12 protein-coding genes are annotated in these 13,331 nt (G+C 59.8%); 3 read left to right on the top strand and 9 right to left on the bottom strand.

The genetic code is table 11. The annotated features are described in order from the left end of the window. Positions 1 to 188: 188 nt before the first annotated feature. On the bottom strand, positions 189 to 875 hold the full coding sequence (locus KW841_RS09780; RefSeq protein WP_218475584.1) for a Crp/Fnr family transcriptional regulator: 687 nt from the start codon (positions 873 to 875) through the stop codon (positions 189 to 191). 83 nt (positions 876 to 958) lie between these two features. On the opposite strand from KW841_RS09780, the gene KW841_RS09775 reads away from it, so the two are divergent. Continuing rightward, positions 959 to 1,483 carry a DUF962 domain-containing protein gene (locus KW841_RS09775; RefSeq protein WP_218475582.1) on the top strand — a complete coding sequence of 175 codons (525 nt, stop codon included), beginning with the start codon at positions 959 to 961 and terminating at the stop codon, positions 1,481 to 1,483. Positions 1,484 to 1,590: 107 nt separating this feature from the next. On the opposite strand, the gene KW841_RS09770 is transcribed toward KW841_RS09775, so the two are convergent. The 6 genes from KW841_RS09770 to dibA all read right to left on the bottom strand — a co-directional run bounded on the left by KW841_RS09770 (position 1,591) and on the right by dibA (position 7,969). Next, the gene (locus tag KW841_RS09770; RefSeq protein ID WP_218475580.1) at positions 1,591 to 2,580 is read right to left on the bottom strand and encodes a sulfate/molybdate ABC transporter ATP-binding protein; all 990 of its coding nucleotides are present in this window, start codon (positions 2,578 to 2,580) and stop codon (positions 1,591 to 1,593) included. Between the two features lie 3 nt (positions 2,581 to 2,583). Then, positions 2,584 to 3,453: a sulfate ABC transporter permease subunit CysW gene (gene cysW / locus KW841_RS09765; protein ID WP_007972954.1), complete on the bottom strand. Its 870-nt coding sequence runs from the start codon at positions 3,451 to 3,453 to the stop codon at positions 2,584 to 2,586. 12 nt (positions 3,454 to 3,465) lie between these two features. After that, positions 3,466 to 4,284: a sulfate ABC transporter permease subunit CysT gene (gene cysT / locus KW841_RS09760; protein ID WP_007972956.1), complete on the bottom strand. Its 819-nt coding sequence runs from the start codon at positions 4,282 to 4,284 to the stop codon at positions 3,466 to 3,468. A gap of 151 nt (positions 4,285 to 4,435) precedes the next feature. Next, a complete protein-coding gene (locus KW841_RS09755) occupies positions 4,436 to 5,449 on the bottom strand; it encodes a sulfate ABC transporter substrate-binding protein (RefSeq protein WP_218475578.1) in 1,014 nt (337 codons plus the stop codon). 114 nt (positions 5,450 to 5,563) lie between these two features. Continuing rightward, positions 5,564 to 5,746 carry a sulfur starvation response protein OscA gene (oscA, locus tag KW841_RS09750; protein WP_007975618.1) on the bottom strand — a complete coding sequence of 61 codons (183 nt, stop codon included), beginning with the start codon at positions 5,744 to 5,746 and terminating at the stop codon, positions 5,564 to 5,566. Between the two features lie 303 nt (positions 5,747 to 6,049). Further along, on the bottom strand, positions 6,050 to 7,969 hold the full coding sequence (gene dibA, locus KW841_RS09745) for a phosphodiesterase DibA (RefSeq protein WP_218475576.1): 1,920 nt from the start codon (positions 7,967 to 7,969) through the stop codon (positions 6,050 to 6,052). A gap of 147 nt (positions 7,970 to 8,116) precedes the next feature. On the opposite strand from dibA, the gene desA reads away from it, so the two are divergent. Together desA and KW841_RS09735 are read left to right on the top strand one after the other, a co-directional pair. Further along, on the top strand, positions 8,117 to 9,301 hold the full coding sequence (desA, locus tag KW841_RS09740) for a delta-9 fatty acid desaturase DesA (protein ID WP_218475574.1): 1,185 nt from the start codon (positions 8,117 to 8,119) through the stop codon (positions 9,299 to 9,301). A 273-nt stretch (positions 9,302 to 9,574) separates the two neighbouring features. Beyond that, positions 9,575 to 10,564: a sensor domain-containing diguanylate cyclase gene (locus tag KW841_RS09735; protein ID WP_218475572.1), complete on the top strand. Its 990-nt coding sequence runs from the start codon at positions 9,575 to 9,577 to the stop codon at positions 10,562 to 10,564. A 125-nt stretch (positions 10,565 to 10,689) separates the two neighbouring features. On the opposite strand, the gene KW841_RS09730 is transcribed toward KW841_RS09735, so the two are convergent. Continuing rightward, complete coding sequence (locus KW841_RS09730; protein ID WP_218475569.1) at positions 10,690 to 11,904, bottom strand: response regulator; 1,215 nt, start codon at positions 11,902 to 11,904, stop codon at positions 10,690 to 10,692. A 137-nt stretch (positions 11,905 to 12,041) separates the two neighbouring features. Continuing rightward, on the bottom strand, positions 12,042 to 13,319 hold the full coding sequence (gene gabT, locus KW841_RS09725; protein ID WP_007975624.1) for a 4-aminobutyrate--2-oxoglutarate transaminase: 1,278 nt from the start codon (positions 13,317 to 13,319) through the stop codon (positions 12,042 to 12,044). Positions 13,320 to 13,331: the final 12 nt, after the last annotated feature.

Here is a 13,331-nt window from a genome sequence, read left to right as displayed (position 1 = left end):
ATCGTCGGAACGCCGCCCGGAGCAAGCCCGCTCCCACAGGTTTTTCGGTGACCACAAATCTCTGATTCACCCAGCCCCCCTGTGGGAGCGAGCTTGCTCGCGATAGCGGACTTTCAGTCGACATACCTGGAGACTGACACACCGTCATCGCGAGCAAGCTCGCTCCCACAAGGGATATGCGTCGAGTTTCAGATTGTGGCCAGTGTCCGCAACCGCTCGGCATCGAGAATTTCGATTTCGCCGTAACTCAGCCCGATAACCCCCTGCCCCTGCAACTCCTTGAGGATCTGGTTGGTGGTCTGGCGCGACAGCGACAGCATGGCGGCAAGCTGCTCTTGGGGCAGTTGCAGGACGCGCCGCGGCGGGGCGGTCTCGCCATAGCCTTCGGCGATCATCAGCAAGCGGTGCGCCAGTCGTGCCGGGGCCGGCAGCAGGCTCAATTGCTCGAGGTTGATGAAGGTCATGCGCAGTTTCTGGCTCATCAGCAACGCCAGTTGTCGCCAGTGCTGCGGATGCTCGTCGAGCAACGCCAGCAAGGTGTTCTGGGGAATGTGCAGCAGTGTGCACTGGCCCACGCCGTAGGCATCGTGGGTGCGTGGCTGGCCATCGAACAGACAGATCTCGCCGAACCAGTGCGGCGGCTCCACCAGGCTCAGCAAGGCTTCCTTGCCCTGCTCGCTCACGGCACCGACGCGTACCGCGCCTTCAAGCACCGCGTACAGGCCGCAGGGCGGATCGCCACGCTTGAACAGCCGCTGGCCCGGCGACAGGCGCCGCAGCCTGGCCGCCGACAGCAGGCTATCCTGTAGGGAAACAGGCAAATGGCTGAACCACTGACCGCTCATCAGGCGTGGGCGCCAGACCTGCATATCCATGAAAACTCCTAGAGATTGTCGCCTGGCTGACAGAGCGGGAAGTGGCCCCGGGGCATGATCAATCACCCCACAGGAGAACAACAATGAAAAGCCTCGTCGACCACCTCAGTCAATACGCCGCCTACCACCGTGACCCGCGCAATATTGCATCGCACTTTATCGGTATTCCGCTGATCGTGGTCGCCGTCGCGGTGTTGCTGTCCCGGCCGCAGTGGTCGCTGGGTGGCGTGTGGCTGTCACCGGCGGTGCTCTTGTCGCTGGCGTCGGCGTGGTTTTACCTGCGCCTGGAATTGCGCCTGGGCGTATTGATGACCCTGTTGCTCGGGCTGAGTGTCTGGGCCGGTCATGCGCTGGCACAGCAAAGCACGCTGGTCTGGCTGGGCAGCGGCGTGGCGATGTTCGTGATCGGTTGGGCGATCCAGTTTGTCGGCCATCACTACGAAGGGCGCAAACCGGCCTTTGTCGATGACGTGACCGGGTTGATTGTCGGGCCATTGTTTGTGGTGGCGGAACTGGCGTTCATGCTGGGCATGCGGCATGAGCTCAAAGAGCAGATCGAGGCGCGGGCGGGTGAAGTGCGGATCAATCCGAAGCGTGCTGCTGTCTAGATAGCAATCGCGAGCAAGCTCGCTCCCACAGTGGATCAGGGTCGAACACAATAGCTGTGGCCAACCCAAATCCCTGTGGGAGCGAGCTTGCTCGCGATGCTTTTGCTTCAGATGTTGGCAACCTTCTGCCAGACCTTCGGCTTGAAGAACAGCGTTTCACCCTTCGCCAACCCAATCAGGCTGTCGTGATCCTTGACCACTTCGGCCTCGATCAGATCGCTCTGCCCTTCGACCTTCAGCGTCACCCGCGTTGTCGCGCCCAGCGGACGGATATCGCGCACTTCGGCCGCGTGGTGATCTTCCAGTTCATGCCGCGACAGTGACACTTCGTGCGGGCGGAACAGCACGTGGTTGTCTTCGCCCAGGTGCAGGCGGTTCGAATCGCCGAGGAAGTGATAGACGAAGTCGCTGGCCGGGTTTTCGTAGACGTCACCCGGTGAACCGATCTGCTCAATCACACCCTTGTTCATCACCACGATACGGTCGGCAACTTCCATCGCTTCTTCCTGGTCGTGGGTCACAAACACCGAGGTCAGGTTGATGTCTTCGTGCAGACGCGCCAGCCAGCGGCGCAGTTCCTTGCGAACCTTGGCGTCGAGGGCGCCGAAAGGTTCGTCGAGCAGCAGCACTTTCGGCTCCACCGCCAGCGCCCGGGCCAAGGCAATGCGCTGGCGCTGACCACCGGAGAGTTGCTCCGGGTAGCGATCCGACAACCAGTCCAGTTGCACCATGTTCAACAGTTCGTGAACCTTGGTTGCGATCTGGCTTTCGTTCGGGCGCTGGTTTTTCGGTTTCATGCGCAGGCCGAACGCGACGTTGTCGAACACCGTCATGTGGCGGAACAGGGCGTAGTGCTGGAACACGAAACCGACGTTGCGATCGCGCACGTCGTGCCCGGAAACGTCTTCACCGTGGAACACGATGTTGCCTTTGTCCGGGGTTTCCAGGCCGGCGATGATCCGCAGCAGCGTGGTCTTGCCGCAGCCCGACGGGCCGAGCAACGCAACGAGTTCGCCGCTCTGGATGTCCAGGCTGATGTTGTCCAGCGCCTTGAACGCGTTGAAATTCTTGCTGACGTTACGCACTTCGATCGACATGAATTATTCCTCCGCGGCGCTGGCGCGCAGGCGGTTAATACGGTTTTCGCTCCACTGCTTGAGCAGCAGGATGAAGAGCGCCAGGATCAGCAACAGGCTCGCCACGGCGAACGCGGCCACGTGGTTGTATTCGTTGTAGAGGATCTCGACGTGCAACGGCAGGGTGTTGGTCACCCCGCGAATGTGCCCGGACACCACCGACACCGCACCGAATTCACCCATGGCCCGCGCAGTACACAACACCACGCCGTAGATCAGGCCCCATTTGATGTTGGGTACGGTGACGTGCCAGAACATCTGCCAGCCGTTGGCGCCGAGCAGGCGCGCGGCCTCCTCTTCCTGAGTGCCTTGTTCCTGCATCAGCGGGATCAGTTCACGGGCCACGAACGGCACGGTGACGAAAATCGTCGCCAACACGATGCCCGGCAGAGCGAAGACGATCTGGATGTCGTGGTCCTGCAGCCATGGGCCAAACAGGCCCTGGGCGCCGAACATCAGCACATAGACCAGACCGGCGATCACCGGCGACACCGAGAACGGCAGGTCGATCAGCGTCACCAGCATGCTCTTGCCGCGGAACGAGTACTTGCTCACGCACCAGGCGGCGCTGACGCCGAACACCAAGTTCAGCGGCACCGAAATCAGTACGGCGATGACCGTGAGTTTCAGTGCCGACAACGCGTCCGGTTCAAAGATCGCGGTGAAGAACGCACCAAGGCCGAGCTTCAGGCCCTGGGACACCACGATGAACAGCGGCAGCAACAGGAACAGCGCAAAAATCAGCCAGCCAAGGCCGATCAGGATTCGCCGCGAAGTCGCACTGCCACGGCGGGCAGCGTTCGAGGAAGCGGCAGCAATAGACGATTGGGACATGGGTGCGCCTCCTTATGGGGTTTCGATGCGTCGCTGCAACAAGTTGATCAGCAGCAACAGGACGAAGGAAACCACCAGCATCAGTACACCAATGGAGGTAGCGCCGGTGTAATCGTATTGGTCGAGTTTGACCATGATCAGCAGCGGCAGAATCTCGGTTTTCATCGGCATGTTGCCGGCGATGAAAATCACCGAACCATACTCGCCGACCCCACGGGCAAAGGCCAAAGCGAAGCCGGTCAGCCATGCCGGAAGCAGTGCCGGCAGCAGGATATGGCGGAAAACCTGCAATGGTTTCGCACCCAGGCACGCCGCCGCTTCTTCGACTTCACGAGGAATGTCCGCCAATACTGGCTGTACGGTACGTACTACGAATGGAAGTGTCACAAAAGTGAGGGCAAGGGTGATGCCCAGGGGGGTGTAGGCGATCTTGAAACCCAGATCCGCTGCAAACTGACCGACCAGGCCGGTAGGGGTGTACAGCGCTGTCAGTGCGATACCGGCCACCGCCGTGGGCAATGCGAACGGCAAGTCGATCATTGCATCGATCACTTTTCGTCCAGGGAAGGTATAGCGCACTAATACCCAGGCCAGCAGCGTGCCGATGATGCCGTTGATGATTGCCGCACACAGGGCTGTGCCGAAGCTGAGCTTCAGCGCCGCCAGCACCCGTGGCGCCGAGATGATTGCCCAGAACTGATCCCAGGTGAGTTGAGCGGCATGCACGAACATCGCCGCCAGTGGTATGAGCACAATCAGGCTGAGGTACACCAAGGTGTAGCCCAGCGTCAGCCCGAAGCCGGGTATGACGGGGGAGATACGACGCGACATAAAAGTCCTTGGTTAAAAAGCGATCAACTAAACCCATCCTTGTGGGAGCGGGCTTGCTCGCGAAAGCAGTGTGTCAGTCAACATTAATGCCGCCTGATACACCGCCTTCGCGAGCAAGCCCGCTCCCACATGTTATGCAGCTTAAGCCAGGTTATTGCGCCTGGTAGATCTGGTCGAACACCCCGCCGTCGTTGAAGAATTTCGGCTGTGCGGTTTTCCAGCCGCCGAAGTCCTTGTCGATGCTCACCAGTTCCAGTTTCGGGAACTGTTGGGCGTACTTGGCGGCCACGTCCTTGTCACGCGGGCGATAGAAATTCTTCGCCGCGATTTCCTGGCCGGCCGGGCTGTACAGGTGCTTGAGGTAGGCTTCGGCGATCTGCTCGTTGCCCTTTTTCTCGGCATTCTTGTCGACCACCGCCACCGGTGGCTCGGCGAGAATCGACAGTGAAGGCACGACGATGTCGAACTTGTCGGCGCCGCCCTCTTCTTTCAGGGCCAGGAAGGCTTCGTTTTCCCAGGCCAGCAACACGTCGCCCTGACCGTTGTTGACGAAGGTAATGGTCGAGCCGCGGGCGCCGGTGTCCAGCACGGGCACGTGCTTGAACAGGGTTTGCACGTATTCCTTGGCCTTGGCTTCGTCACCGCCATTGGCTTTGAGGCCATAGGCCCAGGCCGCGAGGAAGTTCCAGCGCGCACCACCGGAGGTTTTCGGGTTCGGCGTGATCACCGAAACATCATTCTTGACCAGATCACCCCAGTCCTTGATGCCTTTAGGGTTGCCCTTGCGCACCAGGAACACGATGGTCGAGGTGTAAGGCGTGCTTGCGTCCGGCAGGCGCTTTTGCCAGTCAGCCGGCAGGGACTTGCCGAGCTTGGCGATTTCGTCGATGTCACCGGCCAGGGCCAGGGTCACGACGTCGGCACGCAGGCCATCGATTACCGCTCGGCCTTGCTTGCCCGAGCCACCATGGGATTGCTGGATTTTCACGGTGTCGCCGGCATGTTCCTTTTGCCAGAACTTCACGAATTCGGCGTTGTAGTCCTGATACAGCTCGCGGGTCGGGTCGTACGACACGTTGAGCAGTTCGTAGTCCTTGGCAACTGCAGAACCGGCGAAAAGGGCGCTGGCCAGGGCGGCCAAAGCGAAATGACGAATCGACGACATGGTGAAAGCTCCTGGAATTCTTGGTTTGTTGGCTTTTTTTATGGATTTCTGGAATCGCGTTGCCGGTTCAAAGATCGCAGCCTTCGGCAGCGCCTACAGGGGCTGCGACCCCCTTCAGCCCGGCTTGTTGCCTGGCTGCTGCAAACGGAATTTTTCTTTGCGTTCGATCTGCACCACCTGTGCGTTGTGCACAGTGATTTCCACGGCACCAAACCGCAGGTCGCGCAGGGCACTCTGGATTTCACGCAGGATGGTGGCTTCGTCTTGACCGTCGACGCTACGCAGGGATGCGCTCATATTGCTGCTCCTTCAACTGAGAGATTGCCCCGCAGTGTCGGCACTGCTTGCGGCTTGGGAGCAATACTAGTGAGGTCTTGATATTCTTAAAAAGACTATTTAAGAATGTTTATATAACCAGAAAACATTAATTGAGCAGACAAGGGCTTGAGGCGATTCACCCTCTTTCAAGCGCACCAAAAACCTGTGGGAGCGGGCTTGCTCGCGATGAGGGAGTGTCAGTCGCCAGAAATGTCGGCTGATATTCCGCTATCGCGAGCAAGCTCGCTCCCACAGGGTTTGGGCATCAACTGAACTGGGCGCCTACGCGATCACCGGCACATGGGCCCAGTTCAACTGCCCTGCCGGCACCGGCCGCCCGAACCAGTAGCCCTGCCCCAGATCACAGCCCTGTTCGAGGAGGAAAGCCGCCTGTTCGACCTGCTCGATCCCTTCGGCATGAACCTGCATGCCCATGCTTTGGGCCAGGGCGATGATCACCCGCGAGATCGCCGCATCATCCTCGTCCCACGGCAATCCGGCGACGAAACCCTGGTCGATTTTCAGTTTTTGCACCGGCAGGCGCTTGAGCCGCAACAGCGATGAGTAACCCGTGCCGAAGTCATCAATGGCCAGGCGTACACCCAACTCGCGCAGGCGATGCATCTGTTCCAGCGCGACTTCCGGATCGTCCATCACCGCGCTTTCGGTCACTTCCAGTTCCAGACAGGCCGGTTCCAACCCGGTTTCGTGCAGCACCTGCGCCACCTGCTGATACAACTCGCGACGGGCGAACAGGCGCGAAGAAACGTTGACCGCCACAAACGACAACACCACACCGTCCCGCTGCCACTGACACATCTGCCGGCACGCCTGCGCCATGACCCAGGCATCGATTTCGGCAATCAGACCGGTTCGTTCGGCGACCGGAATGAATTCCGCCGGAGACACCAGCCCCCGCTGCGGGTGCTGCCAACGCACCAGCGCCTCGACACCTATCAGGCGGCTGGTCTTGAGGTCGTGTACCGGCTGGTAATAAACCTGCAATTCCTGCTGGTCCAGGGCACGGCGCAATTCGAAGGCGATCTCGACGCGTTGTTGGGCATGGGCGGTCAATTCTTCGGTGTAGAGCGCGTAGTCATTGCGACCGGTGCTTTTGGCCTTGAACAGCGCCGAATCGGCGTTACGCAACAATTGTTCAACGCTCAAGGCATCGCTGGGGAACAGGCTGATGCCAATGCTGGTGTTGATGAACAGCTGATGTCCATCGATAGCAAACGGCTCTTTCAGTCCGTTGATGATCCGTTGCGCCAGCGCAGCCGCCTGGACCAACTGCGGACAGCATTCGGCCAGCACGGCAAACTCGTCGCCGCCCAGCCGAGCCAGGGTAATACCGGGGTCGAACATGCCTTTCAGGCGCCCGGCTACGGCCTTGAGCAAATGATCCCCAATGGTGTGCCCGAGGCTGTCGTTGATCATCTTGAAGTGGTCCAGATCGATCATCAGCAACGCGCAGCCACGCTTGTGGATCTGCGCCGATTTCAGGGCCTGCTCGACTCGGTCGGTGAACAGCAGCCGATTGGGCAGATCGGTCAGCGGATCATGGTGAGCCAGGTGCATCAGCTCATGCTCGGAGTCCTTGATCGCACTGATGTCGGAAAAAACTGCCACGTATTGGTTACGTCGCCCATGATCGTCGCGAATGACGCGGATAGTCTGCCATTGCGGGTAGATTTCACCGCTTTTACGGCGGTTCCAGATCTCCCCGCTCCACTCCCCCACACTGTCGAGTGTGGCGAACATGGCCCGGTAGAAATCCGCTGGATGACGGCCAGACTTGAACAGACTGGGGCGCTGGCCCAGGACCTCTTCACTTTGATAGCCGGTGATCTCCATGAACGCCCGGTTGACATGGACAATCAAGCCTTCGCAGTTGGTGACCAACACCCCTTCGCGAGTGCAGTCGAACACAGCGGCGGCTTGACGCAAACGCTCGCGATCTTCGCTGCGCTCACGCAGTTTGGCGCCGACCCCGAGGCAACGAAGCAGTCGCGCACGGGCGATGAAGATCAACCCGGCACTTAGCACCACCCAGGCATAACCGTTGATCAGTTGCCACCGCAATAGCTCTTCCGAGCTATCGAAGAAACTGTTTAATAAATAGCCACTGATCTGCAGCCAAACCACAGAAAGCAACAGATAGAGCAGCGCTGCACGCAAGGCATCGCGATAGGTGGCAGGCATCTGGCAATCCATGTCCATACGAAAAGGCTGCAATTATAGTTTAAAGACACATCCAGCCACTCTTATCTGAAAGGGCGACTGGTTTTCTGTGTGGGCTTAGTGATAATGCAACGGCTGTTTTTTTCTTTATCGAGGGCCCTACAGCCTATGTGGTACGAAGGTTTACTTGGCTTGTCGGCCTGGTCACTGGTAGCAGTCACCCTGCTGATGACCCACGTCACGATCATCGCCGTTACGGTCTATCTGCATCGTTACTCGGCCCACCGCTCCCTGGAGCTGAATGGGGGCCTCAAGCATTTCTTCCGTTTCTGGCTGTGGCTGACCACGGCGCAGAACACCCGCGAGTGGACGGCCATCCACCGCAAGCATCACGCCAAATGCGAAACCGTCGATGACCCGCACAGCCCGGTCATCAAGGGGCTGTCCACGGTGCTGCGCAAAGGCGCCGAGCTGTACCGCGCCGAAGCGGAAAACCCCGAGACGCTGCGCATCTACGGCAAGAACTGCCCCGAAGACTGGATCGAGCGCAACCTCTACAGCCGCTTCCCGCTGCTGGGTGTGGCGATCATGGCCGTTATCGACCTGCTGCTGTTCGGCACCATCGGCATCACCATCTGGGCCATCCAGATGATGTGGATCCCGGTGTGGGCCGCCGGCGTGGTCAATGGCCTGGGCCATGCCATCGGCTACCGCAACTTCGAATGCCGCGATGCGGCCACCAACCTGGTGCCTTGGGGCATCCTGATTGGCGGCGAAGAACTGCATAACAACCATCACACCTACCCTAATTCGGCAAAACTGTCGGTGAAGAAGTGGGAATTCGACCTCGGCTGGGCATGGATCAAGGTCTTCAGCTTCCTGCGCCTGGCCAAGGTTCAACGGGTTGCGCCGATTGCCCATCGCGTAGAAGGCAAGGGCAACCTGGACATGGACACCGCCATGGCGATCCTCAACAACCGCTTCCAGATCATGGCCCAGTACCGCAAATTGGTGATCGGCCCACTGGTCAAGCAAGAGCTGGAAAAAGTCGATCACTCGGTACGTCACCAGTTCCGCCGGGCCAAACGCCTGCTTTCGCGAGAGACCAGCCTGCTGGATGACAAACACCAAGTACGCATCCAGAACATGCTCGAGCACAGTCAGGCACTGAAGGTAATCTACGAGAAACGCCTGGCCCTGCAACAGATCTGGGTCAAGACCAGCTCAAATGGCCACGACATGCTCGCGGCGATCAAGGATTGGGTGCACGAAGCCGAAGCCAGCGGGATTCAATCCCTGCGCGACTTCGCCGATCAGCTGAAAACCTACTCCCTGCGCCCTGCCGCCGTTTGACCGCAGCGCGCAGCCGCAATACCTGTGGGAGCGAGCCTGCTCGCGAAGGCGGAGTGCCAGTCAACATCGATTTGACTGACACTCCTTTTTCGCGAGCAAGCCCGCTCCCACATTGATTTATGACCGCAAGAACGCGTCGCCAGTACCGCCCGGCGGGAGCAAGCTCTCTCTCCACAAAAGGCGGGAACTTCATCTTCAAACCCTTATCTCAAAGACACTTCGCCATCCCCGGCGGGCTTGGTGTTGGCCACATGCCCTTTGAGATTTGTGTCGATGGCCCAAAAGAACCTGCAAGACTCATCTTCGTTACATTGCCCCGAGACCGCGCAGACCCTGATGGCGCTGATGCATGCCCAAGGCGAAGTCGCACGCCTGAGCGAACGGGAACATTTGCTCAACACCTTGCTGGCAAGCGTCAATGCGGTGCTGTGGGCATTCGATTGGGAAACCCGCCGGGTGCTTTACGTCAGCCCGGCCTATGAACGGATTTTTGGCCGTTCAGCCGACCAGTTGCTGGCCGACTGCAATCAATGGCGCGACAGCATTCACCCTGACGACCTCGACTATGCCGAACGCAGCCTGGCCGAAGTGCTGGACAAAGGCGCCATCGAAGACCGCGAGTATCGAATCATTGCCGCTGACGGCCAGGTGCGCTGGCTCAGCGACAAATGCTTCATCAATCGCCAGGCCGAGCCAGGGCAACCGGTGATCATCGTCGGCATTGCCGAAGACATCACCCACAAAAAGCAAGTGGAAACCGAACTGCATCGCCTGGCCACCACCGATGCCCTGACCCAGAGCAGCAATCGCCATCATTTCTTCGAATGCGCTCACCGCGAGTTCGCACACGCCCGGCAACAGGGCGAGCCGCTGTCGTTTCTGATGCTGGACATTGATGACTTCAAAACGATCAACGACACCTACGGTCACCAGGAAGGCGACAACGTGCTGCAACGCATTGCCGAAAGCGGCCGCGCAGCGCTGCGCCGTCGCGACCTGTTCGGGCGCATTGGCGGTGAAGAATTTGCTGCGGTGTTTCCCGGGTGCACGCCACAAATGGCCCTGCAAGTGGCTGAGCGCTTGCATCAGCAGATTCAACGGTTGAGTTTCAACCATGAAGGCCGGACGTTTGGCATCACTGTCAGCCAGGGCCTGACCAGCCTGAGCGCTTCGGACGAAAACGTGGAGGACCTGTTTTCCCGGGCGGATGCCGCGATGTATCAGGCCAAGCGCGAGGGCAAGAACAGGATTGTTACTGCCTGACAGGATCACCTTGGATCCCTGTGGGAGCGAGCTTGCTCGCGATAGCGGACTGTCAATCGACATTGATGTTGAATGTCAGACTCTCATCGCGAGCAAGCTCGCTCCCACAGGGGTTGGTGGTGTACTTACTTCTTGCGCAACCGCATCAACTCCGGCAAGCCGATCTTGAGCAACCGCGCCGTCCGGCTCTTTGCCAGCTCCTCGATGCCCTCATGCTCGGTCAGGCGCGCCATCTGCGCCGCCATGTTCATCACCAGCGCCTCGCGGGAATAAACCCCGCCACCGAGCTGGTAGGCCGCCGCAATCAGCTCCCGCAACTCCAGCGGCAGACGCCAGCGGGTACGCAGGGCCGAGCCATAGGCTGCGCCATATTCAACCAGCGCTTCACCCACTTCTTCCAACTCGTCCAGTTCGCCGCCAGCCTGTTGCCATTCCTGCAGACAGCGCAGCAACGCCAGATCGCCGAGACGATGCAGCATGCCGGCGCAATAGCAACGCTCCTGATCCAGATCGAGTAAACGCGCCAGGGTTCGCGCGTACTCGGCGGTATGCAGTGACAGCTCCCAGTAACGCTCGGCATAGTCGGCCAATTGCGGATCGCTGAGCCGGGCACTGCGCTTGAGCGCGAGGCCGAGAATCAGGTTCATGCTCTGTCCGGTGCCCAGGCGATGCAGCGCCTGGGACAGGGTTTGCACGCCGGCGCCGTGGTGCTGGGCCGCGCTGTTGGCAGCGGCAATCAGCACCGCCGTAACCTGCGGATCGGTGCGGATTTCGTCCTCCAGCACCGTCAGGTCGAGGCCATTGGGATTGAGGCTGCGTTTGACCGCCACTTGCACGTCGGTCATCAGCGGCGCGCCGTCGGCCAACTCCCGTCGACGCTCCAGAAACACCGACAACGTCATGCCCGGCGCCAGCGCCGGCACTTCGCACGAGACTTCTTCCCCCGCGTGCAGCAGCAACCCCTGCAACCGTTGGGTCAGGCTTTCCATGTTCAGGGGCTTGGTCAGGTACGCGGCCGGCGCTAGCGGCAAGGCCTCGCGCACGCTGGCACTGTCGTTGCGATTGCTCATGAGGATGAAGGGCAGCGGCGGGTTGCGTTTGCGCTGGCGGATGTTACGCAGGACATTCAGGCCATCGACACCCGGCAACTCCCAATCGGCGATGACCAGGTCATAGGGGTTGGCAGCCAATAGCTCCAGCGCTTGCTGGCCATCGGCGCACAAATCCAGCCGCGCATCGCAGCGTACGTTCAACAACACTTCCTTGAGAAGATCCCGGGACCAGGGGTCGGCCTCGGCAATCAGTACTCTCGGAACCGCGGGTAAAATGACAGTTGTCATACAGCTCTCCCTGGCAATGCAGGAACCTTAGCCAATGCAGGCCATTCGATACAACGTTAATGCGCGGAATGTGTTTCCAGAGGCATGAAAAAACCCGCCGAAGCGGGTTTTCTTGTCGATCAGGTCACATTAGGTGATCACAGCTCGGCGAAGCACTCTTCGATGATCGCCAGGCCTTTGTCCAGTTGCTCGTCCGGCGAGGTCAGCGGTACCAGGACGCGCAGAACGTTGCCGTAGGTGCCGCAGGACAGCAGGATCAGGCCCTTGTCGCGAGCCTTGGCCACAACCGATGCCACAGCGGCGGCGTTCGGCTTGTGGCTGTCGCCGTTTTCGAACAGCTCGACAGCGATCATCGCACCCAGGGCACGGACTTCGCCGATCACCGGGTACTTGGCCTGGATGGCCTTCAGGCCGGTTACCAGACGCTCGCCAACCGCCTTGCAACGATCCAGCAGGTGCTCTTCTTCGAACACTTCCATCACGGCCAGGGCCGCGGCGCAAGCGATCGGGCTACCGGCGTAGGTGCCGCCCAGGCCGCCTGGAGCGATGGCGTCCATGTACTCGGCCTTGCCGCACACACCGGCCAGCGGGAAGCCACCAGCGATGGATTTGGCGAAAGTGGTCAGGTCGGCAGCAACGCCCATCTGTTCCATGGCGAAGAAAGTACCGGTACGGCCAGCGCCAGTCTGTACTTCGTCAGCGATCAGCAGGATGCCGTGCTGGTCGCACAGGGCGCGCAGGCGCTTCATGAATTCTTTCGGAGCGACGTAGAAACCACCTTCGCCCTGAACCGGCTCGATGATGATCGCGGCGATGTCTTTCGGCTCGGCGTCGTTCTTGAAGATGCGTTCGATGGAAGCGATCGAGTCGTCGATGCTCACACCGTGCAGTTCGTTCGGGTACAGCGCACGGAAGATGCCGCCTGGCATCAGGCCCATGCCGGCCGAGTAAGGCACGACTTTACCGGTCAGGCCCAGGGTCATCATGGTGCGACCGTGGTAAGCACCGGTGAAGGCGATCACGCCGGCACGGCCAGTGGCGGCACGGGCGATCTTGATCGAGTTTTCCACGGCTTCGGAACCGGTGGTCACCAGCAGGGTTTTCTTGGCGAAATCACCTGGCACCTTGGCGTTGATTTTTTCGCACACTTCTACGTACGGCTCGTAGGCCAGTACCTGGAAGCAAGTGTGGGTCAGCTTGTTCAGCTGCTCGGTCACGGCCGCGATGATTTTCGGGTGCACGTGGCCGGTGTTCAGCACGGCGATACCGCCGGCGAAGTCGATGAACTCACGACCTTCAACGTCGGTCACGGTCGCGTTCTTCGCGGACTCGGCGAAGATCGGGTGAATCTGGCCAACACCACGTGGAACTGCATTGGTACGGCGGGCCATCAAAGAAGCGTTAGTCTTGCTCATTACATTCCTCAT

It is taken from the genome of Pseudomonas sp. PDM28 (assembly GCF_019219115.1).
Lineage (GTDB): Bacteria > Pseudomonadota > Gammaproteobacteria > Pseudomonadales > Pseudomonadaceae > Aquipseudomonas > Aquipseudomonas laurylsulfatiphila.
The sequence above is the reverse complement of the archived record's forward strand: the minus strand, read 5'-3'. Positions and strand labels throughout refer to the sequence as shown.

Bases quoted from the DNA above. Each gene is read 5' to 3' on its own strand.
- cysT (WP_007972956.1), bottom strand. From the start codon at position 4,284: ATGTCGCGTCGTATCTCCCCCGTCATACCCGGCTTCGGGCTGACGCTG.
- desA (WP_218475574.1), top strand. From the start codon at position 8,117: ATGTGGTACGAAGGTTTACTTGGCTTGTCGGCCTGGTCACTGGTAGCA.
- KW841_RS09780 (WP_218475584.1), bottom strand. From the start codon at position 875: ATGGATATGCAGGTCTGGCGCCCACGCCTGATGAGCGGTCAGTGGTTC.
- KW841_RS09730 (WP_218475569.1), bottom strand. From the start codon at position 11,904: ATGACAACTGTCATTTTACCCGCGGTTCCGAGAGTACTGATTGCCGAG.
- KW841_RS09755 (WP_218475578.1), bottom strand. From the start codon at position 5,449: ATGTCGTCGATTCGTCATTTCGCTTTGGCCGCCCTGGCCAGCGCCCTT.
- KW841_RS09770 (WP_218475580.1), bottom strand. From the start codon at position 2,580: ATGTCGATCGAAGTGCGTAACGTCAGCAAGAATTTCAACGCGTTCAAG.
- KW841_RS09775 (WP_218475582.1), top strand. From the start codon at position 959: ATGAAAAGCCTCGTCGACCACCTCAGTCAATACGCCGCCTACCACCGT.
- KW841_RS09735 (WP_218475572.1), top strand. From the start codon at position 9,575: ATGGCCCAAAAGAACCTGCAAGACTCATCTTCGTTACATTGCCCCGAG.
- oscA (WP_007975618.1), bottom strand. From the start codon at position 5,746: ATGAGCGCATCCCTGCGTAGCGTCGACGGTCAAGACGAAGCCACCATC.
- dibA (WP_218475576.1), bottom strand. From the start codon at position 7,969: ATGCCTGCCACCTATCGCGATGCCTTGCGTGCAGCGCTGCTCTATCTG.
- gabT (WP_007975624.1), bottom strand. From the start codon at position 13,319: ATGAGCAAGACTAACGCTTCTTTGATGGCCCGCCGTACCAATGCAGTT.
- cysW (WP_007972954.1), bottom strand. From the start codon at position 3,453: ATGTCCCAATCGTCTATTGCTGCCGCTTCCTCGAACGCTGCCCGCCGT.